Source organism: Streptomyces sp. SID13031, assembly GCF_010548305.1.
GTDB lineage: Bacteria > Actinomycetota > Actinomycetes > Propionibacteriales > Kribbellaceae > Kribbella.
Genome location: NZ_JAAGLV010000005.1, coordinates 235239 through 259555, shown reverse-complemented (window position 1 = coordinate 259555; position 24317 = coordinate 235239). Strand labels below are relative to the sequence as shown.

The window sequence follows — 24317 nt, the reverse complement described above, 5'->3', positions numbered from 1 at the left end:
GGAACCATGCGTCACTCCCGATTCCTGCCTGCCCGCAAACCCGCCGCAGTACTGGCCGCTGTGGTGCTCACGGCGACCCTGACGACGGCGATCCCGCCGACGGTCGCGGTAGCGGCCGGCGGCCCGTCCGTGCAGTTGCCCAACAGCACCTCGGTGCCTGCGACCCCGACGCCGATGACTCCGCGCCCGGCGGATGAGGCGACCACCCGCTCACTGCAGGGGAACCAGCCTGCTGCAGGCGCACCGCAGGACGGTTCAGGGACCTCCGCTGCCACCTCCCTGTCGCAGTCGGCAACGTGGTCGGTCTCGGCCCAGTCCGGTGACTTCAGCTGGTCGTACCCCCTGCGGGTGCCGCCCGTACCGGGCGGGCTGCAGCCGAAGCTCGCGTTGTCCTACTCGTCGTCGGCAGTGGACGGCCGGACCAGCGCGACGAACAACCAGGCCTCCTGGGCCGGCGATGGCTGGTCCCTCGACCCGGGGTTCATCGAGCGGTCGTACACCGGCTGCGCCGATGACAAAGAGGGCAGCACCAACGGCCAGAACACACCCGACCTGTGCTGGCGCTCCGACAATGCCACTGCCGCGTACGGCGGGGGCGGCGGCGCACTGATCCTCGGCGCGAACGGCTGGCGAGCCAAGCAGGACGATGGCTCCCGGGTCGAGCGGCTGACCGGTGCCGACAACGGCGACGACAACTCGGAGTACTGGCGGATCACCGACCTCAGCGGCACGCAGTACTACTTCGGCTCGCGCCAGGACTCGAAGGCGACCTGGACCGTGCCGGTGTTCGGTGACGACACCGGCGAGCCGTGCCACGGGGCGACCTTCGACCAGTCGTCCTGCACCCAGGCCTGGCGGTGGAACCTGGACAAGGTCGTCGACCCACACGGCAACGTGATGCTCTACAACTACGGGACCGAGACCAACACGTACGGCAAGAACGTCAAGGACGCTCCCGTGTCCTACGTCCGGGGCGGCTGGCTGACCTCGGTCGAGTACGGGCTGAACGACGCCGTCAACGCGCCTGCCTCGGGCCGGGTGGACTTCGCCGTCGCGGACCGGTGCGTGCCGGGCAGCACGTGCTCGCTGGACAAGAAGGAGAACTTCCCCGACGTCCCCCTGGACGAACGCTGCGACACGACCTGCAAGGATCACCACGTCCCGACCTTCTGGACCACCAAGCGCCTCGCCTCGGTGACCGCCAAGGTGCGCAGCGGTTCGGAGTACAGGGATGTCGACCGGTGGACGCTTGACCACCAGTTCCCCGACCCGGGCGACGGTGACAAGGCAGCGCTCTGGCTGAAGTCGATCACCCATACCGGCCTGGCCGGCCCGACCCCGATCACCTTGGACCCGGTCACCTTCGAAGGCGCCAAGCTGGCGAACCGGGTGCACCAGGCCGACGGCCTGTCGCCGATCATCCGCTACCGGATCACCGGCATCGTGTCGGAGGCCGGTGGCCTCACCTCCGTGAACTACGCGCCGCCGGACTGCCTGACCGCGCCGGCCAGCCCCGAGACCAACACCAAGCGCTGCTTCCCGGTCCGGTGGACCAAGAAGAACCATGCCGAGCGGACGGACTACTTCAACAAGTACGTCGTCGCTTCGGTGCTGCAGTCGGACCGGATCAGCGCCAACCCGCAGCAGCAGGTCAGCTACGAGTACCTCGACGGCGCCGCCTGGCACTACGACGAGTCCGAGTTCACCCCGGCGGACAAGAAGACCTGGAACGACTACCGCGGCTTCGGCCGGGTCCGGGTCCGGTCCGGCGTGCCGAACGATCCGTCCGGCCCGGTGACGATGTCCGAGCAGCGGTTCTACCGCGGCATGCACGACGACAGGCTGCCGAGCGGCAGGCGCACCGTGAACGTCGCCGACTCCGAAGGCGGCAGCCACCCGGACCACGACTGGCTCCGCAGCTTCCCGCTCGAGACGATCAAGTACCTGGGCGACAGCGAGACCGCGATCGGCAAGTCGATCTCGGTCCCGGTCTGGCAGGGTCCGACGGCGGTCCGCGGCGACTACAAGGCCTACATCGTCGGCCAGGGCTCGGTTCGCAACTTCACTGCGCTGGACGGCGGCCGTGGCTGGCTGAAGACCAAGTTGGAGACGGAGTACGACGACCGTGGCCTGCCGGTCAAGCAGAACGAGCTGGGCGACGAGAGCCGGTCCGACGACGACAAGTGCGTCCGTACGACGTACGTGCGCAACACCGGCAAGTGGATCCTCGGGCTGGCTTCCCGAGTGGAGACCGTCGCGGTCGACTGCGGCGCCACCGCCCAGTTCCCGGCCGACGCGGTCTCGGATCTCCGGACGAGCTACGACGGTCACGAACGCGACGTCGTGCCGACGGTCGGCGATGCCACCAAGGTGGAGCGGTTGGACAGTCACCCCGCGTCGGGACCGGTCTACGTCACCGACTCGACCCGCACCTTCGACGTGCACGGCCGGGAGACCAGCAAGAAGGACGCGCTCGGTCGCGGTTCCTCGGTCGGCTACACACCCGAGACCGGCGGACCGGTCACCAAGACGATGCAGACGGACGCCGCTGGACTGACTGCGACCGACACCGTCGATCCGGCGTTCGGCGGCGCGACGATGAGCGTCGACGCGAACCTGCGCAAGACCGAGACCGCGTACGACGCGCTCGGCCGGGTGACCGAGGTCTGGCTGCCGAACCGGCCCCGCGCCACGATGTCGGCCAACCAGCGGATCAGCTACTCGATCCGCCGAGACGCTCCGTCGGTGGTGACGACGACGAAGCTCGGCCCGACCGGCAAGTACACCAGCGAGAACATGCTGTACGACGGTCTGCTCCGGACCAGGCAGGTCCAGTCGCCGGCCGTCGGTGGCGGGCGAATCCTGACCGACGTCCGGTACGACTCACAGGGCCGGATCACGACGGCCACCCAGCCGTATTTCAACGACAGCGCGATCGACGACCAGCTTTGGAGTTCGACCGAGGCGGACATCCCGGGCCTGTCGCTTACCCAGTACGACGGAGCCGGCCGAGTGGCCGAGCAGATCTACCAGGGCGGCGTCACCGAGAGATGGCGGACCAGCACCCGGTACGGCGGCGACCGGGTCGACGTGACGCCCCCGGCGGGTGGCACCGCGACCAGCAAGGTCAGCAACCCCGACGGCCAGACGACCGAGCTGCGGCAGTACAAGGCAGCGACGCCGACGGGCGAGTACGACGCGACGACCTACTCGTACACGCGGGCCGGCAACCTCAAGTCGGTCCGGACGCCGGCGGGCAGTACCTGGAGGTACGAGTACGACCTGGCCGGTCGGCAGACCAAGGTGGACGACCCGGACAAGGGCGTCTCGACACTGGGCTACGACGCCGCCGGCCAGCCCACCACCCAGACCGATCCGCTCGGCGTCACCCTGACCAGCAGCTACGACCTTCTCGGCCGGAAGACTTCGGTCAAGAAGGGTGACACCGTCCTGTCGGAGTGGAGCTACGACACGGTCTCCCTCGGCAAGGGACAGCCGGCCACCAGCACTCGCTACGCGGATGGGAAGGCCTACAAGAGCGCCGTCACGGCGTACACGGCGCTCTACCAGCCGCTGCAGCAGACGACCACCGTGCCGGAGGAAGAAGGCGCGCTCGGCGGGACGTACGCGACGAACCTGAAGTACAACTTCGACGGGAGCCAGGCCAGCACCACCTACCCGGCGGTCGGGGACCTGCCGGCCGAGACGGTCACCCACACGTACGACGATGCCGGGCGCGCGCTGCGGACTTATGGCGGGCCGGCCGGCTCGACGATCGAGTACGCGCTCAACACTGAGTACACCCGCTACGGCGAGGTACAGCGTGTCCATCTCGGCGAGGGCGAGCAGCGGGCGTGGCAGTCGTACTTCTACGACGACAACACGCGGCAGCTGAACCGGACCGTCGTGGACGCAGAGGTGGCTCGGCCGATGCAGGCCGACGTCCGGTACACGCGTGATCCGGCCGGGAACGTCACCTCGATCTCGGACACCCCGCAGGACCAGCCGGGTGATGTGCAGTGCTTCCGCTACGACTACCTCAAGCGACTGACCGAGGCCTGGACTCCTACTGACGGTTGCGGCGCCGATCCGGCGACTGCGTCGCTCAGCGGGCCCGCGCCGTACTGGCAGTCCTTCGGCTATGACAAGGCCGGCAACCGGCTCACCGAGACCCGGCACGCGGCAGGCGGTGACACCACCCGGAGCTACGTGTATCCGCAGGCCGGGGGAGACCGTCCGCATTCGCTCACGTCGGTGACCACGACCAGCCCGGCGGGCGCCCGGACCGACACCTACGGGTACGACGCGCTCGGCAACACCAATTCCCGAAAGGTTGCCGGTGGCAACCAGGTGCTGAGTTGGGACACCGAGGGCCGGTTGGCCAAGGTGACCGACGCGGCCGGCGCGATGACCAGCTTCGTCTACGACAACAGCGGCAACCGGATCATCCGGCGTGAGCAAGGTGCTGTCACGCTGTCTCTGCCGGGCCAGGAGTTGAAGCTCGACGTGGCCGCCGGCACGGTGAAGGCGACCCGGTACTACCAGCACAACGGAGCCACGATCGCCGTCCGGACCGGCGCCGGGCTGAACTGGATCGCGAGCGACCATCAGGGCACCGCCCAGATCACCATCGGCGCACAGTCGCAGGCCGTGCTGAAACGCCGGCAGACACCGTTCGGCGCCGTTCGCGGCGGGAACGTCGCCTGGCCCGACGAAAAAGGTTTCGTCGGTGGCACCAAGGACGCCGGCACCGGGCTGACACACATCGGCGCCCGCGAGTACGAGCCCGACACGGGCCGCTTCATCTCGGCCGACCCGATCATCGACCTGACCGACCCGCAGCAGTTGCAGGGCTACGCGTACGCGAACAACAGCCCGATCACCTACTCCGACCCGACCGGCATGAAGTACTGCGGTGACGAGGGCTGCACCGAGACCTCGGTCGGCGGCGTCTGCCAGTGCAGCCCGCCTGGCGCACCGCTGTCGCCCGCGGTCATGCCGAACATTCCGCAGCAGCCGAAGGCCCAGAAGCCGACCGGGATCCAGAACCCGGGTCTCAGGAGGGTGATCAACCACATCTACCCGGCCGAGAAGGACATCAACTGGACGGGCAGTGGCAAGACCGCCGACGCCCTGCGCAACGAGCTACTGACCGGCCGGCCGACCAAGGACCAGTACCACGTGCAGCCGGCGTCCTCCGACCTGAAGGTGCTGGTCAATCTGCTCGAAACCGACGACGTCGCCCGGACCAAGGGCGGCCAGACGCTGACCGCGGCGGAACGGCAGATCGCGATCAACGAGGCCAGGGAACTGTGGGGCGCCCTCAACCAGACCGACCACGCCGGCGTCGTCACCCGCAAGTTGAGCGAGAACCCGGCCATGGCGGAGAACATCAGGACCACGATGGCGGCCACCTCCAAGACGCCCTCCTTCCGGCACGTGTCGGACGCCAAGTTCAACTACAAGGGGCCTCTGCACGGACTACCCAAATGGCATCCGGAAAGCGGCGCGACGACGCGCGGGCTGATGCGCGGGATGGGCGCGCTGTCCTATCTGCCGCTGGTCGTCGACCTGTCCCGTGGCACTGTCTCGGCGCCGGGCGCGAGCACGGAGCAGAAGCTCGTCGACGTCGGGTGCTATTTCGACGTGTCGAACATCTGCGGACCGGAGGGAATGCTGTCCAAGATGGGGCCGCAACCCGACGCCTGAGTTACTGAACCGCTGCCGACGGTTGGGAGCGACGGAGGATGACGGCCGTCGGCAGCAGTGCGGCGCCGACGGCCAGGGTGAGGCAGACCGCGCCGATGCCGAGCAGTGTCACCCAGGGCACAGTGGCTGGTACGTCTGACAGGTCAGCTGTCATCGCGCGCCGAATCAGCAGACCGACCGTGACCGTGATCGCCGTGCCGAGGCTCAGGGCGACCGCGCCGACCAGCGACGACTCCCACAGGACCATCCGGCGGATCTGGGCCGGTGTCGCACCGAGCAGTCGCGAGGTGACGAACTCGTGTCGCCGCTGCAGGCTGCCCATCAGTAGCGTGTTGGCGATCGCGATCGCGCTGTACAACGCGGCCGGACCGAGCAGCAGGATCAGGCCGCCCTGATTGCTCGTGCGCACGCCTTCGCCCTGAGCCTTCTCCCACTCAGTAGCCGGTACTACGTCCGCGCCGGTACCGGCCAGCTTTTCGTCGAGCTGCTGGGTGAGGGTTGCCGCGTCCACTCCGTCCGTGGGCTGGATGAACCAGCGGGTCGGAGTCGCTTGGGGAGCGTGCTCCCGGGCGAGCTCGAGGGGCACGAGGAAGTCCGGGCTCACCTCCATCGCGCCCTTGAAGATGGCGACGATCTCGAGCTGGCCGGCGGTGCGGTCGGCGAAGGTGACGCTGAGCTTCTCGCCGACGTGGTACTTCCCCAAGCCGGCCGCTTCCTTGCTCATGGCAACGGTCTTGCCGGTCAGCTTGCCGAGGTCGCCGGTGACCGGCTTGATCGCGCGGGTCCGGGTGGCGATCGCCGGATCGATGCCTTCCGCGCCCTCCAGCTCGGCGCTGTCGCGGTCGGTGCGGATCAGGTCGAGCGGGATCGCGCCGTCAACGAGCGCGACGCCCGGCGTACTGAGAATCCGCTCTCCGACGGTTGGCGCGTGCTCCGGCGCGGTCACGACGATGGGCGCGAGGACGGTGTCGCGGATCGTCGCGCTGGAGGCGTCGGCGGCGAAGCTGAGCGACAGCACCATCGAGCCGGCGATCGCGGAGATGCCCAGGATGGGCGCGGCGAGGGACGCGCTCCGGCGGGGTGCGGCGACCACGTTGCTGCGGGCCAGTCGTCCCGATACCTGCGTCCAGGCGACCAGGGGCAGCGCCCACAGCCGCGCGATCAGCGGTATGACGAGTGGCGCGAGCAGCGTCAGGGCGATCACCAGGAACATCGGCGTGAACATCGCCAGCGCCACGACGTCCTCACCCGCGCCCGGCCGGATGAAGGTCAGCATCACGATGGAGCCGGCCAGGACCAGCATCCCGAAGACCACGCGGACCGGTCCGATCCGCGGCGGTTCGAGGGCGGCCTCCCGGAGCGCGTCGACAGCGCCGATCCGGCCGGCCCGACGAGCTGCCGACCGGGCGCCGAGCATCGCGACGATCAATCCGGCCCCGACTGCGATCGACAGCGGCACCCACGGGTTGGCCGGTTCGAGCTTCACCGGCGCCAGGTCCGTGTACGAAGCTTTGGCCAGCAGCAGGGGAGTTGCCAGCTGAGCCAGTACTGCGCCCGCCAGCGAGGCCGCGACCGCGACGACGAGCGCCTCGCCCAGCACCATCCGCTTGACCTGCTTCGGGGTCGCGCCAATCAGCCGGATCAGGCCGACCTCCCGGCGCCGGGACGCGACGGCGAAGGCGAACGTGCTCGCGATGACGAAGATCGTGATGAAGCCGCTTATCACGCCGACCAGGCTGAGTACCACCTGCAGGCCGGTCGCGTCCTCGCCCGAGATCAGCACCCGCGCGGTCGTGGGTGGGTCGGCGTTGGGCAGGTTGACGGTGATGGAGTCGGCGGCCGGGCCGTGGTACGCGATGGTGGCGGCGGTCGCGGTAGCAGCCAGCCCGAGAAGGAACACACCGACGGCCAGCGCGACGAACGAACCGGCGTACAGGGAGAGGTGGCGGCGGACGGTCTGCCGGCTGAGGAAGAACATCAGCGCTCCAGGTCGCTCATGGCAGCGGCGATCTGCGCCGGGGTGCCGCGATCGAGGGAACCGGCGACCAGGCCGTCGGAGAGAAAGAGCACTCGCTCGGCGTATGCCGCCGCGACCGGGTCGTGGGTGACCATGACGACCGTCTGGCCCACGCGATCGGTTGCCTCCCGCAACAAGCCGAGGATCTGCCGGCTGGTGCTGCTGTCCAGCGCGCCCGTCGGCTCGTCGGCGAAGAACACGGCCGGCTGGGTGATCAGCGCCCGCGCGATCGCGACCCGCTGCTGCTGCCCGCCGGACAGCTCGGCCGGACGGCGCTTGGCCTTGCCTTCGAGGCCGACCTGGTCAAGTACGCGATGGACGTCCTCGCGGCGCGGCTTGCGGCCGGTGAGCCGGAGGGGCAGGGCGACGTTGTCGTAGACCGTGAGCGAGGGCAGCAGGTTGTAGGCCTGGAACACGAAGCCCATCTGTTCCCGGCGCAGCTCCGTGAGCGCGACCTCGCTGAGCCCGTGCAGGCTTGTTCCGCCGAGCATCACTTCGCCGGTCGTCGGCTGATCGAGCCCCGCCGCGCACTGCAGCAGGGTGGACTTGCCGGACCCGGACGCGCCCATGACAGCGGTGAACGAGCCACGGACGAAGTGGTACGTGACGCCTCGCAGCGCCTCGACCGCACCGGCCTTGGAGCGATAGGTCTTGGTGATCCCGTCCAGGAGCAGGGCAGGCGCTTCACTCGGTACGACGGTAGGGCGCGTCGGCGCGGTGCTGGTCATGGCTCCAGCAAATCGGTCGTGCAGCGTCCGCACCCTGGTCTACGGGGGACGCCTGGAGTAGCGCGCACGCTACCGACTTCCGGTCCCTCGCGGACCTAGTGTTGAGCGGGTGGAGAGACCGAACACGGCGTGGGCCGCCCTGGGATCGAGGCGGTTCCTCGTCTCGTCCTGGCCGTGGCGCAGCTATGCCTACCTGCTCAGTTCGGTTCCGATCGGCCTGCTGACGATCGTCTTCCTGATCATCGCGGGTGCGCTCAGCCTGGCGTTGAGCCCCGTCCTGATCGGCATCGCGATGCTGACGGCGTTCCCGCTGATCGGGGTCGCGATCGGCGGCATCGAGCGATGGCGAACCCGGCTGATGATCCCGGGCGGGGTCGCGAGTCCGCACGCGGCGATGCCCGCGGGGTACCGGCTGAGGGCGCGGTTCACCTTCCGGCGCCGGGAGCGCGCTTCGATGCGGGCGCTCGGCTACGGGGTGCTGCTCGGCGTCTTCGTCTGGCCGTTGAGCTTGGCGTTCGCCGGCTTGAGCGCGGCCGTGCTCGGCGTGACGCTGTTCGCGCCGATCATCGCCGCTGAAGCGACCATGGAGATGGGGCCGTGGGTCCTCGACAGCGGTCGGGAAGGGTTGCTCTTCCTCGTCGCCTTCGGGCCGCTCTGGTACATCGTCACGTCGTACATCCTCGGTGCGCTCGCCGGGGCTGAGGCCGAGTTGGCGAAGGCGCTGCTCGGGCCGCGGGAGGAGGAGTTGCGCCGCAATGTGGCCGCCCTGCGCCGGTCGAGGCTCGATCTGGTCGACGCGTTCGAGACCGAGCGGGCACGGATCGAGCGGCATCTGCACGACGGCGTACAACAGCGGCTGGTCGGGCTGACGATGACGCTCGGGCTGGCCGAGCTGGATCTGCCTGAGGGGGAGGTCAAGCGGCTGGTGGTGAAGGCGCATGGTGAGGCCGAGGCGGCGTTGGCCGATCTGCGCGAGGCGGTCCGGGGGATTCACCCGCGGGTGCTGGTGGATCACGGGTTGGAGGCCGCCGTCCGGGAGGTCGCCGATCGGAGCCCGCTGCCGGTGAGCGTGCGGATGGTGTTGCCGGAGAGGTTCCCGACACCGATCGAGGCGGCCGCGTACTTCGTCGTGAGCGAGGCGCTGGGCAATGTCGCCAAGCACGCCCAGGCGACCCGGTGCGAGGTCGAGGGCTGGGTGGCCGGCGACCGGCTGGTGGTGACAATTACCGACGACGGTGTGGGCGGAGCGACTCTCGGAGGCCAGCACGAGGGCGGCTCGTCAGCAGCCGGCGGGACGGGATTGACCGGGTTGGTGACGAGACTGGACGCGTTGGGAGGCACACTCGACCTGTCCAGCCCACCCGGTGGGCCAACCCGACTTCGGATGGAGTGCCCGTGCCGGCTCGACGACTGAGCATCGTCCTGGCTGAAGACTCATTGCTGTTGCGGGAAGGGCTGGCCAGCATCCTGGACCGGGCTGGTCACGAAGTACGCGACGCCGTCGGCGACGGGGACACGCTGCTGGCCGTCGTCCGCAAGGAACCGCCGGACGTCGTCATCACCGACGTGCGGATGCCACCCGGGCACAGCGACGAGGGTCTGCGTGCGGCCGCCGCGATTCGGGCCGAGCTGCCGCAGATCGGGATCCTGGTGCTGTCCCAGTACGTCGCGGATGCGTACCTCTCGTCGTTGCTGGAGACAACGACCGGGGGGATCGGGTATCTGCTGAAGGACCGCGTTGGTCACGTGACCGAGTTCCTCGCCTCGCTCGACCGGGTCGCCGAGGGAGGTACGGTCGTCGATCCCGAGGTGGTGCGCCAGTTGCTCGCCCGCCGGCGCGACGACGGGCCGCTGGCAGCGCTGACGCCGCGCGAGCTCGAAGTACTGGCTCTGATGGCCGAAGGACGGGTGAACGCGTCGATCGCCGAGCAGTTGGTAGTGAGCGAGGCAGCGGTGCGCAAACACGTCGGCAACATCTTCGCCAAGCTCAAGCTGGACGACGGGCGTGATCGGCGGGTGTCCGCAGTACTGACGTATCTGCGGAGCTGACTTGTGCGTCGAGGGAGGATTGTTGCGTGACGTGGGCTGACGAGAGCGACATCCGCAAGGTGCTGGCCGACTGCGAGACGTGGGCGGTCGTGGGCTTGTCGGGCAACACCCGGCGGGCGGCGTACGGGGTGGCCAGCTTCCTGCAGAGTCAGGGAAAGCGGATCGTGCCGGTGCACCCTTCCGCTGAGACCGTTCATGGCGAGAAGGGGTATGCCTCGCTCGCGGACATCCCGTTCCCGGTGGATTGCGTGGACGTTTTCGTGCGCTCCGAGCTGGCCGGCGACATCGCGGACCAGGCGGTGGGAATCAACGCGCGCGCTGTCTGGTTCCAGCTGGATGTGGTGGATCCGGAGGCCTACACCCGGACGACGGCGGCGGGACTGACGATGGTGATGAACCGCTGCCCGGCGATCGAGTGGGGACGCCTGGGTCCGTCCTGACCTGTTCCGGCGAGAACTTGAGGGGCCCGATATGTTCACGATCGACACTTCCACTGCTTTCGGCGCGCGGATCGAGCGTCAGCTGACCGACGAACAGGTCATCTGGCTGACCACGGTCGGCAAGTCCGGCACGCCCCAGCCGAACCCGGTCTGGTTCACCTGGAACGGCGAAGAGATCCTCGTCTTCAGCCAGCCGAACCAAGCCAAGGTCCACAACATCACCGGCCAGCCCCGGGTCGCCCTCAACTTCAACGCGACCCACGGCGGCGGCGACGTAGGCGTCCTCACCGGCGAAGCCCACCTCGACGGCAAACCGGCCACCGACGAAGAGCTCGCCACCTACAACGCGAAGTACGCGGACGGAATGGCCGGCCTGAACATCACGGCCGCAAACTTCCACCGCGACTACTCAGTCCTGATCCGAATCACCCCGGACAGACTCCGCGGCTTCTGAGTACTGCGGGGTGGGTTGGCCCAGGCGAACCCACCCCGGTTCTGTTCAGTTGAGGTAGCCCTCGACGACGTCGCCGGAGCGGGCTGTGGCGTCTTCGGGGTTGTCGCCGAACTCGCGCTTGGCGCGGCGCTGGCGCAGGAGGTCCCAGCACTGGTCCAGCTCGACCTCGAGGGCACGCAGGCGGGTGCGCTCATCGTCATCGTTCACGTCGCCGGCCGCGTGCTTGGTACGGAGTTCGTGCTCCTCGGCAACGAGCTCGTCGATCCGGTGGAAGAGGCTCTTGTCGTCGGTCATGAGGAAACGGTACGCCCGTCCGGTAGCGATGCCCGGGCCAGGAGCTCGGTCGTCGCCAGGATCGCCAGTGACTCGGCTGCGACCAGGCCGATCAGTACTACGAGTTGCAGCGCGGCCGCCGCGGTGGGTGACGCGCCGCCGAGCACCATCCCGACGAATGCACCGGGCAGGGTGACGAGGCCGACTGTGCGGGTCTGGTCGAGCGCCGGGAGCAGGGCGTCGCCGGCGGTCCGGCCGGCCACCAGCTTGAACGCGTCCGACGGCATCAACCCGATCGAGAGCGCCGCCTCGTACTCACCGAAGTGCGACCCGTACTCCGACAGCATCCGCCGCCCGGCGAGCGTGGTCGCGTTCATCGTGCCGCCGATGATGATCCCGCCCATCGGCAGCAGGGTGCCCGGATTGCGCGGCACCACCCCGGGCACGAGGATCAGCAGCAAGACGATGCCGGCGCTCGCGCCGATCGCCAGAGCGCAGTACGCGAACTGCCTCGGGATGATCGCAACCGCCCGGATCCGCCGGGCGCTCGTGATCGTCGCGACGGTCAGCATCACCGCGATGAACGCCAGCGCCCCGAGCGTCGACTGCAAGGCGAACCCGACCACCGCGCCGACGACGGCCAGCTGGATCACCGCGCGCAGCGCCGCCGTGACGATGCCCTTGTCATGTCGCAGCGACGCCAGTCGCGAGCCGACGACGGCGATCGCGATCAGCAGCGGCAGGACCACGACCGCGGCGACGCCAAGTCCTGTGTCAGTGGACATTGGCCCATTTGAGCACGGCGTACGGACGCTGTGCCGGATCGACGAGGGTGGGATCAGCCCGTGGTGAAGTCCGCCTCGTCGTAGGAGTGCTCGCCACGCTCACCGCTGTCCACCTTCGTGGCCTCGTCCGCGCGCAGCTCGACCCGGCGGATCTTGCCCGAGATGGTCTTCGGCAGCTCCGCGAACTCGATCCGCCGGATCCGCTTGTACGGCGCTAGGTGGTCACGGCAGAACTGCAGGATCTCCGCGGCGAGCTCCCGGGACGGCTCGCGCCCCCCGGCCAGTACGACGTACGCCTTCGGTACTGCGAGCCGGACCGGGTCGGGTGACGGGACGACGGCTGCCTCGGCGACGGCCGGGTGCTCGAGCAGTACCGACTCGAGCTCGAACGGGGAGATCCGGTAGTCGCTCGCCTTGAACACGTCGTCGGAGCGGCCGACGTAGGTGATGTAGCCGTCTTCGTCCCGGCTCGCGACGTCGCCGGTGTGGTAGAAACCGCCCCGCATCGCCTCCTCGGTCATCTCCTCGGCGTCGCGGTAGCCGCGCATCAACGGGACCGGCGGGGGAGCGAGCTCGATGCAGATCTCGCCGTCGTCGCCGACCTCGTCGGTGGCCGGGTCGACCAGGGCGATCTTGTACCCCGGGAGCGGCCGGCCCATCGAGCCAAGCTTGACCGGCTGGCCGGGCGGGTTGCCGATCTGCGCGGTTGTCTCGGTCTGGCCGTAGCCGTCGCGGATGGTGATGTCCCAGGCGTTGCGGACCTGCTCGATCACCTCGGGGTTGAGCGGTTCGCCCGCCGAGATGCACTCGCGGATCTTGACGTCGATCACGGACAGGTCGGCCTGGATGAGCATCCGCCAGACGGTGGGCGGCGCGCAGAACGTCGTCACGCCGTAGGTCTGCAGGACCTGGAGCATCTTCTCGGCGTCGAAGCGCGCGTAGTTGTAGAGGAAGACGGTCGCGCCGGCGTTCCACGGCGCGAAGACGTTGCTCCAGGAGTGCTTGGCCCAGCCGGGTGACGAGACGTTGAGGTGGACGTCGCCGGGCTGCAGGCCGATCCAGTACATCGTGGAGAGGTGGCCGACCGGGTAGCTGACCTGGGTGTGCTCGACCAGCTTCGGCTGACTGGTCGTACCGGAGGTGAAGTAGAGCAGGAGGGAGTCGCCGGCCTTGGTGTCCGGCGCGGGAACCGGGCCGTCGTAGCCACGCGACTCGTCGTAGTCGAGCCACTTGTCCACAGCCCCGCCGACGCTCACGCGAATGCACTGATCGGCGATACCTTCATACCGGGAAGCATCTTCGCTACTCGTCACGACGGCCCGTACTGCGCCGCGCGTGATCCGGTCGGCCAGATCGGCGTCGGTCAGCAGCGTGGTGGCGGGGATCATCACCGCGCCGGCCCGGATGCAGCCGAGCATCACCTCCCACAGCGGGACCGTGTTGCCGAGCACGATCAGCACCCGGTCGCCTGGTTCCAGCCCGGCCTGGGTGAGCCAGCCGGCCACCTGACGGGACCGCTCGGCCATCTCCGCATAGGTCAGCGAGTTGACCTCGCCGTCCTCCTCCACGATGGTCAGCGCGGCGACCTCGGCCTGCTCGACGGCGAGCGCGTCGAACCAGTCCCGGGCCCAGTTGAACCGCTCGAACACGGGCCAGCTGAAGTCCCGATAGGCGGTCTCGTAGTCCTCGCGATGCGCGACCAGGAAATCGCGCGCCGCACGGAACGCCCGAGTGTTCTCCGAGGTGCTCTGTTCCTCGCTCATGCCCCGCACTATTGCCGAGCCCACCCGGATCGGCAACGCGACATGGCGCACCCACGACCCCGCTTGATGGGCTACGAGTTGCCTTAGGTTCTTGACCTGCAGGTTTAGAACGCGTACTTTTCTGGCATGGGGCGACCGCGGACCTTCGAGCAGGATGTCGTGGTCGATCGCGCCATGGAGGTGTTCTGGCGCAAGGGCTATCGTGCGACGACGCCTCAGGATCTGATCGACGCGGTCGGGATCGGCAAGGGCAGTCTCTACAACGCGTTCGGGAGCAAGCGGGAGCTGTTCCGGCTGGCGTTGGACCGTTACCGCGATCAGCAAGCGACGTTGATCGACGAAATGCTGGCCGCTCCCGGCCCGGTCAAGCAGCGGTTGGCATCGGCGATGGAGTTGGTCATCGACCTGAATTTCGCGGATCCCGATCGACGGGGCTGCCTTGCGGTGAACACTGCGGCGGAACTGGCCGGCTCCGATCTGGCGGCAACGGATCAGGTCCGGGCGATGTTCGAGCGAACGACCGAGGTCTTCCTCGCGGCGATCCGGCTCGGACAGGCGTCGGGAGAACTCCGGAAGGAGAATGATCCGGAGGCGGTGGCCACACATCTACTGACGACCCTGGTCGGCCTGCAGTTGTTGTCCAGGACGTCCGGTGATCCCGAGCGACTGAAGCGGTCCGTGGCGCTGGCGCTGGCGCCGATCTGAGCTCCCGCTGGCCGGGGGTGGCTTCTTTTCAGGTTGTTTTGTACTCAAAGGTCTATAAAGAGGGGTTCTCATGCAGCTGGAGCTGAGCGGGAAGACGGCGATTGTCACCGGCGCGAGTCGCGGGATCGGGCTCGCCACGGTCCGGGCGCTGCGCGCCGAAGGCGTTCAGGTGGTCGGTGCCGCGCGGAAGCCCACGCCGGAACTGGAAGAAACAGGTGCGATCGCCGTACCCGTCGACCTCGGCACTCGTGCAGGAGCACAGTTCCTGATCGACGAGGCGGTGCGGGCCTTCGGAGGTGCAGACCTGCTGGTCAACAACCTCGGGGGCGGTGACCTGCTGACTCTGGCCGGGTTCGCAGACCTCGATGACGATGCCTGGGCAGATGCATTCGAGATCAACCTGTTCGCGACCGTCCGCGTCACCCGGGCGGCGTTACCTTGGCTGGTTCGTGACGGTGGCGCGGTCGTCAACGTGTCCTCGATCGGCGCGTGGCGTCCGGAAGGACCACCGCTGGCCTACAACGTCGCAAAGGCAGCGCTCAAGGCGTTCGGTCGAGGGCTCGCAACGGAGCTCGGGCCCAGCGGTGTCCGGGTCGTGACGGTTTCGCCCGGTCCCACCCGTACGTCGATGTGGGAAGGCGACAGCGGGCTGGGGGCCCAGCTCGCCGCCGCCGTCGGAGCGCCACAGGAGGCGATCGTGGCCGGCGCACCGGAGCAGGTCGGCATGGTCACGGGGCGCCTCGCCGAACCGGCCGAAGTGGCCGATCTGATCTCGTACCTGCTGTCGCCACGTGCGGCAAGCATCACGGGCTCGGACCATCTCATCGACGGCGGCGCTATCCGAGGCTGACGGCCAGTACTGCGCCGGTCAGCACGAGCGGGGTGAGGATGAGGCCGCGCCAGAGGAACGACCACCAGGAGATGTGAACTCCGGCGGCCCGGCAACGGTCTCGCCACAGCAGGGTGGCCAGCGAGCCCCAGAGGGTGAGCAGGCAGCCGCAGTTGACGCCGATCAGGAGCAGCATCATCCGGGTGCCGTCCGCCGAGGCGACCGGTTCCATCGCGAGGTACGCCGGGAGGTTGTCGACCGCGTTGGCGCCCAGTGCCGCCGTGCCGGTCAGCCGCAGGTGTGCTGCCAGGCCGCTCAGTTGGGTGCCGGCGATGTCGCTGAGCAGGCCTTCCAGCCCGTGGGCGGTCAGCGCGCCGACGACCAGGAACAGCCCGACGACCGTGACGACCAGCCGCCACGGCACCAGCGACCAGCTCAGCTCGGCGCGCCGGCGTACGGCGAAGAGAGCGACGAGCACCAGCGCGCCCACGCCGGCGGGCCAGGCGACGTCGATCCCGGTGACGAACGCGGGACCGAGTGCGAGGCACACCGCGGCCGAGCCCCAGAAGAGCACCTTGTCGTCCAGATCGGGCGTCGGCGGCACCTCGTACGTCCGGCGGAGGTCCGTTCGGAAGAGCACGGCCAGGACCGCGACGGTGATCAGGATCGCCGCGAGGGCCGGTCGCCAGCTCAGGCCGACGTAGTCGCGCAGCCCGAGACCGAGCCGGTCGAACTGGTGCAGCGCGAGCAGGTTGGTGAGATTGGACACCGGCAGCAGCATCGACGCCGTACCGGCCAGCCAGACCGTCGTGAACGCGAACAGCTTCGGCGGGATGTCGAGCTGGCGCGCCATCGCCAGGACGACCGGGGTGAGCAGTACGGCGCAGGTGTCCAGCGACAGCACGATGGTCAGCGCGGTCGCCAGCACGACCACGAGCAGCCAGAGCCGCCACAGGCGGCCACGAGCCAGATGAGCGGCTTCCCGGGCGGCGACATCGAAGACCTTTGCAGAGTCGGCGAGCCCGGCGATCACGGTCACGGCGACCAGGAAGACGAGCACCGGGGCGATCCGCTCGATCACGTCGAGTGCATCCGCCGGGCCGAGCAGACCGGTGACGAGCGCCCCGATGCCACCGAGCGCACTCAACCACCACATGGAATTGCCGCCCTCCGAAGTCCACCGAGTGAGTACGCTGGCCGCGTGACAGCGCCGGAGCAGCCTCAGCGACCGGCCCAGTATGTCCCGGAGTACCCCGAGGGCTATCCAGCGGAGTACGAAGCGGACGTGGTCCTGCGCGACGGGGCGACTGCACACCTGCGGCCGATCACGCCTGGTGACGCGGAGCTGCTGGTGTCGTTCTACGCGCGCGTCTCGGAGCAGTCGAAGTACTACCGGTTCTTCGCGCCCTACCCGCAGCTGTCGGACCGGGACGTGGCGCGCTTCACCCAGGTCGACTACGTGGACCGGTCCGCGCTGATCGTGACCGTCGGCGACGCGATGATCGGCGTCGGCCGGTACGAGCGCACCGGCCAGCGGACGGCCGAGGTCGCCTTCCTGATCGAGGACGCGCACCAGGGCCGGGGCCTCGGGCAACTGTTGCTCGAGCATCTGGCCCAGGCGGCGCGCGAGCACGGCATCACCCGGTTCATCGCCGAGGTGCTGCCGGACAACCGCAAGATGATCACCGTCTTCACCGAGGCCGGCTACAAGGTCGCCCGGGAGTTCGAGGACGGCGTGATCATGGTCGAGTTCGACATCGCGCCGACCGATACGTCGTTCGGCGTGATGCAGGCGCGCGAGCAGCGTTCGGAGGCTTTGTCGATCGCCCGGCTGCTGTCGCCGGCCGGGGTCGCGGTGATCGGCGCATCGCGGCGCGCGGGCACGATCGGCAACGCGCTGCTGCGCAACCTGCGCGACGGCGGTTTCCCGGGGCGGTTGTACGCCGTCAACACGGATACCCAGGCGAGCGAGATCGACGGCGTACCGGCGTACCCGACGATTCGCGACGTGGACGGCCCGGTCGACCTGGCCGTCGTCGCGGTCAGCGCCGAGCAGGTCGCCGACGTGATCCTGGACTGCGCGGCCAAGGGCGTGCGCGGTCTGGTCGTGGTGTCGAGCGGGTTCGCCGAGATCGGCGACGAGGGTCGGAAACGCCAGCGGTACCTGGTCGGGCTGGCCCGGTCGTACGGGATGCGCGTGATCGGGCCGAACGCGCTCGGGGTGATCAACACCGCTTCGGGTGTCAGCCTGAACGCGACGTTGTCGCCGCTGATGCCGAGCCCGGGGCGGGTCGCGTTCTTCTGCCAGTCCGGTGCGCTCGGTGTCTCGATCCTGGCCGATATGGCCGGCCGCGGGCTGGGGTTGTCGAGCTTCGTCTCGGCCGGCAACCGTGCCGATGTCTCGGGCAATGATCTGATGCAGTACTGGTACTCCGACGAGGCGACCGAGGTCGTCCTGCTCTACCTGGAGTCGCTGGGCAATCCGCGGAAGTTCAGCCGGGTCGCGCGGCGGCTGGCGGGGCGCAAACCGGTGATCGCGCTGAAGTCCGGTCGCGCCACCCAGGGGGTTCCGCTCGGCCACACGGTCCGCCGCAGCACGTTGCCATCGGCAACTGTCGACTCGCTGTTCCGGCAGAGCGGGCTGATCGGGGTCGACACGCCGGGGGAGCTGTTCGATGTCGCCCAGCTCGTCGCGCACCAGCCGCTGCCGAAGGGCCGGCGGGTCGCGATCGTGAGCAACTCCGACGCGCTGACGCTGCAAGCCCTCGATTCGGTGGCGGGTGTCGGGCTCGACATCGCGGGGGAGCCGCGCACGCTCAACGCCGAGGCGACCGCTGCCGACTTCGGGGAGGCGCTGAGCGAGGTGTTCGCCGACGACCGGGTCCACTCGGTCGTGGTGATCTTCACGCCGCCGGTCCAGTCGAACGGCGCCGAGGTCGCCCGGGTGCTCGCGGCAGCGGCCGCCGGCTCCGACAAGCCGGTCGTCTCCACGTTCCTCGCCTCCCGCAGCGTCCCTGAGCAACTCCGGGTCCCCGACGAGCACGGTGGTGCGGCGCGTGGCTCGATCCCGTCGTTCTCGTCCCCGCAGTACGCCGTGGGCGCGCTCGCCAAGGCGACGCAGTACGCGGAGTGGCGGCGTCGCGCGGACGGCCGGATCCCCGACCTGCCCGGTGTCGACACCGCCGGCGCGGAGGACTTCGTCGCGGAGTTCCTGCAACGCCACCCTCATGGCGCCGACCTGGACGATGCCGATCGCCAGCGGCTGCTGAGCTTCTACGACATCAGTGTGCTGCCGGCCTTCCCAGTCCTCTCAGCCGACGAGGCGGTCGCCCGGGCCGCGGACCTGGGCTTCGAGGTCATCCTCAAGGCGACCGCCGAGCAATGGCGGATGCGCCCGGACCTCGCCGACATCTGGCGCCACATCCACGACGAAGACGACATGCGCGAAGCCTGGGCCGAGATGACCCGCACCTTCGGCGTCGCCTCCGACCCCGCCCGAGCCCAGTTCGTAGTCCAGAAGATGGCCCCGCCCGGAGTCCCCGTGGTCATCTCCGCCCTGGAAGACGTTGCCTTCGGCCCCGTCGTCTCCTTCGGTCTCTCCGGCGTAGCCACCGATCTCCTGGGCGACCGCGCGTATCGCATGCCGCCTCTCACCACGGTCGACGCGGCCGAAATGGTCCGCGAAGTTCGCGCGGCCCCGCTCCTCTACGGCTACCGAGGCTCCGACCCGGTCGACATCCCGGCCATCGAAACCCTCCTCCACCGAGTCTCCCGCCTGACCCTGGACCTCGAAGAGGTGGTCCGCTGCGACCTCCGCTCAGTCCTGGTGGCAGCGCAAGGCGCGACTGTCCTCGACACCACCATCCGCATAGCCCCCAACGAAAAACCCCGCCAGGACACCCCGGCCCGCCGCCTCACCTGACGCCCTCACGCCCGGCTTGACCTACTCGGGCCGGCCTCAGCGATACCGGCCTCGGTGAACACCAGACGGTGGGGCAACCGCCTCTTAGCCGCTGTAGGCCATCGGCCCGAACGGGGCTCAGCTGGTGCGTTGGTAGATGGCGTCGGTGCGGGTGATGAGCTGGTTCTCGACCAAGAGGCGGCGGAGGGCTGCGTGGTCGGGGTGCCAGGCGTTGAGGATGGTGTTGACCTCGGACTCCGGGTAGCTGCGGCCGGGCTCGAAGGACTTCACGAGGTACTCGAGCACGATCCGGGTCTTCGCCGGGACGGTCGGGAAATGGGTCAGACGCCCGTCGCGGATGAAGGCGCGAAGAACGGCGTCGCGCGCCGGGTCCGGGTCCAACGGCTCGACCTCGCGACGGCCACTGCGGGCGGCCTCCTTGAAGACGTCCTCGACAGGGTGGAGGCCGTCGGCGGACGCCGTGAGCAAGCCGGTCTTGAGCAGGCGCTGGGCTGCTTTGCCGATGACCGCAGGGTCGAGGCCGGTGGCGGTGGCGATCTGGTGCGGGGTCCGGGCGCCGAGGACGACGGCGGAGTACGTGCGCAGTCTCGACGGTTCGGCCAGGGATCCACAGAGCAGGTCGGCGTTCATAGAAACCAACGTAATGGCGGCGGCAACCGGATTTCGGGCTGGTGCTAGACAGATCCCATGACGACTGAGCAGCCCGACGGACAGCGCGAAGATGCACGGCCGGGTCCGCACAACGCGATCACTGACGTGCCCGGCGTACTGGTGGGTCAGGTCGAGCGCACGGACGCGCCCTACCTGACCGGTACGACGGTGGTGCACGTGCCCGAAACCGCGGTGGCCGGCGTCGATGTCCGCGGTGGCGCGCCCGGCACCCGCGAGACCGACCTGCTCGACCCGGTCAACTCCAACCCCGGCGCGAACGCGATCGTCCTCACCGGCGGCAGCGCGTACGGCCTGGATGCGGCGTCGGGCGTGATGCGCTCGCTCGAGGAGAAGGGCCAGGGCATCCGGGTCGGCCCGGGGGAGTACGACGTCGTGCCGATCGTGCCGGCCGCGGTGATCTTCGACCTCGGCCGAGGCGGCGGATTCCAGGCGCGACCTGATGCCGACTGGGGTCGCCAGGCGCTCGAAGCCGCCACCGACGGCCCAGTTGCCCAGGGCAACCATGGGGCCGGCGCCGGGGCCAGGGTGGGCGGGTTCAAGGGTGGTGTGGGAACAGCCAGCGTCAGACTTCCCGACGGTACGACGGTCGGCGCGCTCGTGATCGTCAACGCCGCCGGCTCGACCGTCGATCCGCAAGGACTCCTCTACGGCGAGCGCTACGGTTTCGCAAACGAGTTCCCGGTGCTCCGTACCCCCACCGAGCCGCCGCCGGACCTGCCCGGCCGGATCCCCGGCATGAACACCGTGATCGCGGTCGTAGCCACCGATGCCTCGCTGGACAAAGCGGCGACCAGGCGGATGGCGATGGTCGCCCACGACGGCCTGGCTCGTGCGATCGACCCGATCCACACCCTGCTCGACGGCGACAGCATCTTCGCGCTCTCCACCGGCAAAGCGGCTCGCCTGAGCGTCACCGACCCAGCCGCGCTGCTACAGCTGGAGACGATCTTCTCTGCCGGCGCCCGCACGCTGTCCCGCGCGATCGTCCACGCGATGCTCGCCGCCGAAACAGTGGAAACCCCCGCCGGCAAGATGCTCAGCTACCGCGACGCCTACCCCTCGGCCTTCACTGACAACAGCACGAACGACTAGCCGCCCGTACGACCCCGGTACTACGCCCGGCGCCCCGCAGCCACCGAAAGACCTACGGAAGACCGGTCCTGGGACCGACGTTCCAGCGCCGGGATCCCGGAAAGCTACCGGGTATGAGCTACCCAGGTCCCCAGTACCCGCAGCAGGCCACCGGCACCCAGCAGTTCCAGCCCAACCCGGGCTGGACGCCGGTGCCCCACCAGGGCCCTGCAGCCCACGAGTCCACCCAGCACGCCCCGACCCAGCAGCTGACTCAGCACCTACCAACCCAGCAGCCTGGACAGCAGGTGGTGCTCTCCGGGCGCGGGCTGGTCAAGTTCTACGGCGAGGTGGTCGGCCTGGCTGGTGTCGACGTGCAGGTGCGCGCGGGGGAGGCACTTGCCGTCATGGGCCCGTCCGGCAACGGCAAGACCACGCTGCTGCACGTCCTGGCCGGCATCCTCAGCCCCGACCAAGGCGAGGTCTGGCTGTCAGGTGAGCGAGTAGACCAGCTGAACGACGCCGCCCGGACCGTACTGCGCCGTCGCCGCCTCGGCTTCGTCTTCCAGGACAACCAGCTACTCGCCGAGCTCCCGGCCGACGAGAACGTCGCGCTGCCGCTGATGGTCGACGGGGTCTCCCGTCGCGAGGCCATCGGCCGTGCCCGCACGATGCTCGCCCAGGTCGGCCTCGCGAACGAGGTCAGCCGCCGCCCCGGTGAGCTCTCTGGCGGCCAGGCACAACGCGTCGCCATCGCCCGCGCCCTCGTCGGCGAACCGCAGGCCGTCTTCGCCGACGAACCCACCGGCGCCCTCGACGCCACCACCGGCGCCCAGGTGATCGACCTGCTCGTCGGCGCCGCCACCCACCGCGGCGCGGCGGTAGTAGTCGTCACCCACGACGACGCGGTCGCCGCGCGGTGCCATCGGGTAGTACGGATCGTTGACGGCCGGGTGAGCGACCGGTGAATCCGATGACCGACCTGGGCCTGCGGTTCGTCCGCCGCCCGGGCCCTGGGGGACGCGCGGCCAACCTCGCGGCCCTCGGTGCCACCGCGATCGTCGCGCTACTTCTCACCTTCCTGATCGCAGGCTCACTCGGTCTGACCCACCGCTCCGACCGGATCGGCTGGCGCAACACCGACGACGGCGACGCGAAGTCGGCCGTCGGCGTCGTCAACCAGATCGACGACATGGCCGGCGGTGTCCCGCTGACCCGGTACGACGTGGCGATCAACAACCCGCAGAAGGACGCGGAACTCCCACCACCTCCCGGCCTGGCCAAGTCCCCCAAGCCCGGTGAGGTCTTCGTCTCGCCCGAGGTCGCCAAGCACTGGTCCGAGGACCTTTCCAAGCGCTACAAGATCGCCAAGCCCACCGGAATCATCACCGACAAAGGCCTGTCGTCGACCAGCGATCGGGTGATCATCCAGGGCGTCGAGAAGAACTCACCCGGCGTCGCGGCGGCCGACCACCCGAAGTACCTCGACACCTGGAACGGCAAGTCTCTCGATGAGCGGATGGCGACGCTGCTCGTCCTGGTCGCGTTCGGCATCACACTGGTCCTCTTCCCGCTGCTGAGCCTGGTCGGCCAGGCAGCCGGAGTCGCGGCCAAGCGCCGGGAACATCGCCTCGCCGCCCTCCGGCTCGCTGGAGCGACCAGGAGCCAGGTGCTCTGGCTCAGCGCGGTCGAACAGGCAGTACTCGCTTTCCTCGGCGCGATCGTCGGCGTGATCGGCTACACCGTGCTCACCCCGCTGATCGCCCGCATCCCGCTCGGCGGCGGCCGCTGGTACGTGCACGACCTCACCCCGAGTTGGTGGGTCGTCCTGATCGTCTTGATCGCAGTACCGGTTCTCTCGGTGATCAGCGCGCTGATCGGCCTGGGCCGGGTCAGCATCACCCCGCTCGGCGTCGTCCGCGGCCAGACCCGCAAGGGCACCAGCGCACTGCGCCTCGGCCTGCTGGTGATCGGCCCGATCATGCTCGCGATCCTCGGTACCGGTGGAGCGATCCTCCCGCTACTGATCGGCATCGGCCTGGCCGCCCTCGCGGTCCGCATCGTCGGTCCGTTCGCAGTCCAGGTGATCGGCAAATTCATGGCCCGGACGGCGAAAGGCCCGGTGGCGCTGCTCGCCGGGCGCAGGCTCGCCGACGATCCGAAAGCCGCGTTCCGCCCGGTCGCGGCGCTGGTCCTGAGCGGCTTTGTCACCGGCTTCCTCGCACTCTTCATGCCCTACGGCATGAACGGCGACGGCAAGGACGCGTCCTTCGAGTTCTACACCAAACAAGGGCAGGCGGTCGTGGTCGCCGAGGATGCGAAGAAGAAGCTGTCCGAGGCCGGGGTGAAGGGTCAGGTCACCAGCGGAGACGGGGTCGTGGACATCTCGGTCTCGACCGGTGACCGCGAGAAGGTCCGCACGGTTCTCTACGATCTGGTCCCCGGCAAGGTCCCGCTGACCGACGCCGAGAAGGACGACCAGGATGCCGGGATGTACAAGGACCTGCGACTCGGGGTGGCGCTGCTGCTCGGGCTCGTCTTCGTCACCGGCGCAGCGTCCACAGCAGCCGGCGCAGTCGGAACGGCCCTGGACCAGGCCGGCCCGGCGAGGGCGCTGCGCCGTTCCGGAGTACCGCTGAAGGTGATCGAGAGATCCGCCCGGCTCGCCGCCGTAGTACCGGTGGTCGGTGTCGGACTCCCCGTAGTCGGCTTCGGAGCGCTGACCGGACTGGCCTTGAGCGGAGGCGAAGTACTGACCCAGGGCAGCTCGGGAGTCGTCCTGCTCGTCGCCCAGGTGGTGATCGGCCTGGTCCTGGTCGCCGTCGCTGGAGCAGCCGGTGCACCGGTACTACGCAAGGCCAGCGTGGGCTGACCTGGTTCCACCACTGGCGTTATCCACA

General features: G+C 69.0%; 18 protein-coding genes. 11 read left to right on the top strand and 7 right to left on the bottom strand.

Annotated features, from left to right (window positions below; translation table 11 throughout):
- Window positions 1–6: 6 nt before the first annotated feature.
- Window positions 7–5709: an RHS repeat-associated core domain-containing protein gene (locus G3I17_RS13125; RefSeq protein ID WP_164596264.1), complete on the top strand. Its 5703-nt coding sequence runs from the start codon at window positions 7–9 to the stop codon at window positions 5707–5709.
- 1 nt (window position 5710) lies between these two features.
- Here G3I17_RS13125 and G3I17_RS13120 read toward each other — a convergent pair whose 3' ends face one another.
- Both G3I17_RS13120 and G3I17_RS13115 read right to left on the bottom strand, forming a co-directional pair.
- Window positions 5711–7687: an FtsX-like permease family protein gene (locus G3I17_RS13120; protein WP_164596263.1), complete on the bottom strand. Its 1977-nt coding sequence runs from the start codon at window positions 7685–7687 to the stop codon at window positions 5711–5713.
- Entirely contained in the window at window positions 7687–8454 is a 768-nt protein-coding gene (locus tag G3I17_RS13115; protein ID WP_164596262.1) for an ABC transporter ATP-binding protein, read from the bottom strand. Before G3I17_RS13115 ends, G3I17_RS13120 begins: the two co-directional genes overlap by 1 nt.
- Before the next feature lie 109 nt (window positions 8455–8563).
- On the opposite strand from G3I17_RS13115, the gene G3I17_RS13110 reads away from it, so the two are divergent.
- The 4 genes from G3I17_RS13110 to G3I17_RS13095 are packed head-to-tail and all read left to right on the top strand — an operon-like array spanning window position 8564 to window position 11397.
- Complete coding sequence (locus G3I17_RS13110) at window positions 8564–9868, top strand: sensor domain-containing protein (RefSeq protein ID WP_164596261.1); 1305 nt, start codon at window positions 8564–8566, stop codon at window positions 9866–9868.
- Window positions 9850–10503: a response regulator transcription factor gene (locus G3I17_RS13105; protein WP_164596260.1), complete on the top strand. Its 654-nt coding sequence runs from the start codon at window positions 9850–9852 to the stop codon at window positions 10501–10503. Before G3I17_RS13110 ends, G3I17_RS13105 begins: the two co-directional genes overlap by 19 nt.
- A gap of 26 nt (window positions 10504–10529) precedes the next feature.
- Window positions 10530–10943, top strand: a complete 414-nt coding sequence (locus G3I17_RS13100) for a CoA-binding protein (RefSeq protein ID WP_164596259.1) — start codon at window positions 10530–10532, stop codon at window positions 10941–10943.
- Between the two features lie 31 nt (window positions 10944–10974).
- On the top strand, window positions 10975–11397 hold the full coding sequence (locus tag G3I17_RS13095) for a TIGR03667 family PPOX class F420-dependent oxidoreductase (protein ID WP_164596258.1): 423 nt from the start codon (window positions 10975–10977) through the stop codon (window positions 11395–11397).
- A gap of 45 nt (window positions 11398–11442) precedes the next feature.
- Here the strand turns inward: G3I17_RS13095 and G3I17_RS13090 are convergent, their stop codons facing one another.
- The 3 genes from G3I17_RS13090 to G3I17_RS13080 are packed head-to-tail and all read right to left on the bottom strand — an operon-like array spanning window position 11443 to window position 14218.
- Window positions 11443–11691 carry a DUF2630 family protein gene (locus G3I17_RS13090; protein WP_164596257.1) on the bottom strand — a complete coding sequence of 83 codons (249 nt, stop codon included), beginning with the start codon at window positions 11689–11691 and terminating at the stop codon, window positions 11443–11445.
- Entirely contained in the window at window positions 11688–12455 is a 768-nt protein-coding gene (locus G3I17_RS13085) for an ABC transporter permease (RefSeq protein WP_164596256.1), read from the bottom strand. Before G3I17_RS13085 ends, G3I17_RS13090 begins: the two co-directional genes overlap by 4 nt.
- A gap of 53 nt (window positions 12456–12508) precedes the next feature.
- A complete protein-coding gene (locus G3I17_RS13080) occupies window positions 12509–14218 on the bottom strand; it encodes an AMP-binding protein (RefSeq protein ID WP_164596255.1) in 1710 nt (569 codons plus the stop codon).
- A gap of 126 nt (window positions 14219–14344) precedes the next feature.
- Here G3I17_RS13080 and G3I17_RS13075 point away from each other — a divergent pair, with 126 nt between their 5' ends.
- A complete protein-coding gene (locus tag G3I17_RS13075; RefSeq protein ID WP_164596254.1) occupies window positions 14345–14923 on the top strand; it encodes a TetR/AcrR family transcriptional regulator in 579 nt (192 codons plus the stop codon).
- 70 nt (window positions 14924–14993) lie between these two features.
- Complete coding sequence (locus G3I17_RS13070) at window positions 14994–15773, top strand: SDR family oxidoreductase (protein WP_164596253.1); 780 nt, start codon at window positions 14994–14996, stop codon at window positions 15771–15773.
- Here the strand turns inward: G3I17_RS13070 and G3I17_RS13065 are convergent.
- Window positions 15760–17067, bottom strand: coding sequence for an SLC13 family permease (locus G3I17_RS13065; protein ID WP_343238286.1), 1308 nt, complete (start codon window positions 17065–17067; stop codon window positions 15760–15762). The genes G3I17_RS13070 and G3I17_RS13065 overlap by 14 nt on opposite strands.
- On the opposite strand from G3I17_RS13065, the gene G3I17_RS13060 reads away from it, so the two are divergent.
- On the top strand, window positions 16954–19674 hold the full coding sequence (locus tag G3I17_RS13060; protein ID WP_164596251.1) for a GNAT family N-acetyltransferase: 2721 nt from the start codon (window positions 16954–16956) through the stop codon (window positions 19672–19674). The genes G3I17_RS13065 and G3I17_RS13060 overlap by 114 nt on opposite strands.
- A gap of 117 nt (window positions 19675–19791) precedes the next feature.
- On the opposite strand, the gene G3I17_RS13055 is transcribed toward G3I17_RS13060, so the two are convergent.
- Window positions 19792–20304 (bottom strand): DUF2087 domain-containing protein, encoded by a 513-nt coding sequence (locus tag G3I17_RS13055; protein WP_164596250.1) that lies wholly within the window; start codon window positions 20302–20304, stop codon window positions 19792–19794.
- A gap of 57 nt (window positions 20305–20361) precedes the next feature.
- Between G3I17_RS13055 and G3I17_RS13050 the strand changes: the two genes are divergently transcribed.
- From G3I17_RS13050 to G3I17_RS13040, 3 genes are all read left to right on the top strand, one after another.
- Window positions 20362–21438: a P1 family peptidase gene (locus tag G3I17_RS13050; protein ID WP_164596249.1), complete on the top strand. Its 1077-nt coding sequence runs from the start codon at window positions 20362–20364 to the stop codon at window positions 21436–21438.
- Between the two features lie 113 nt (window positions 21439–21551).
- On the top strand, window positions 21552–22385 hold the full coding sequence (locus tag G3I17_RS13045) for an ABC transporter ATP-binding protein (RefSeq protein ID WP_203590111.1): 834 nt from the start codon (window positions 21552–21554) through the stop codon (window positions 22383–22385).
- Between the two features lie 5 nt (window positions 22386–22390).
- On the top strand, window positions 22391–24289 hold the full coding sequence (locus G3I17_RS13040) for an FtsX-like permease family protein (RefSeq protein ID WP_203590110.1): 1899 nt from the start codon (window positions 22391–22393) through the stop codon (window positions 24287–24289).
- The last annotated feature ends 28 nt before the right edge of the window (window positions 24290–24317 follow it).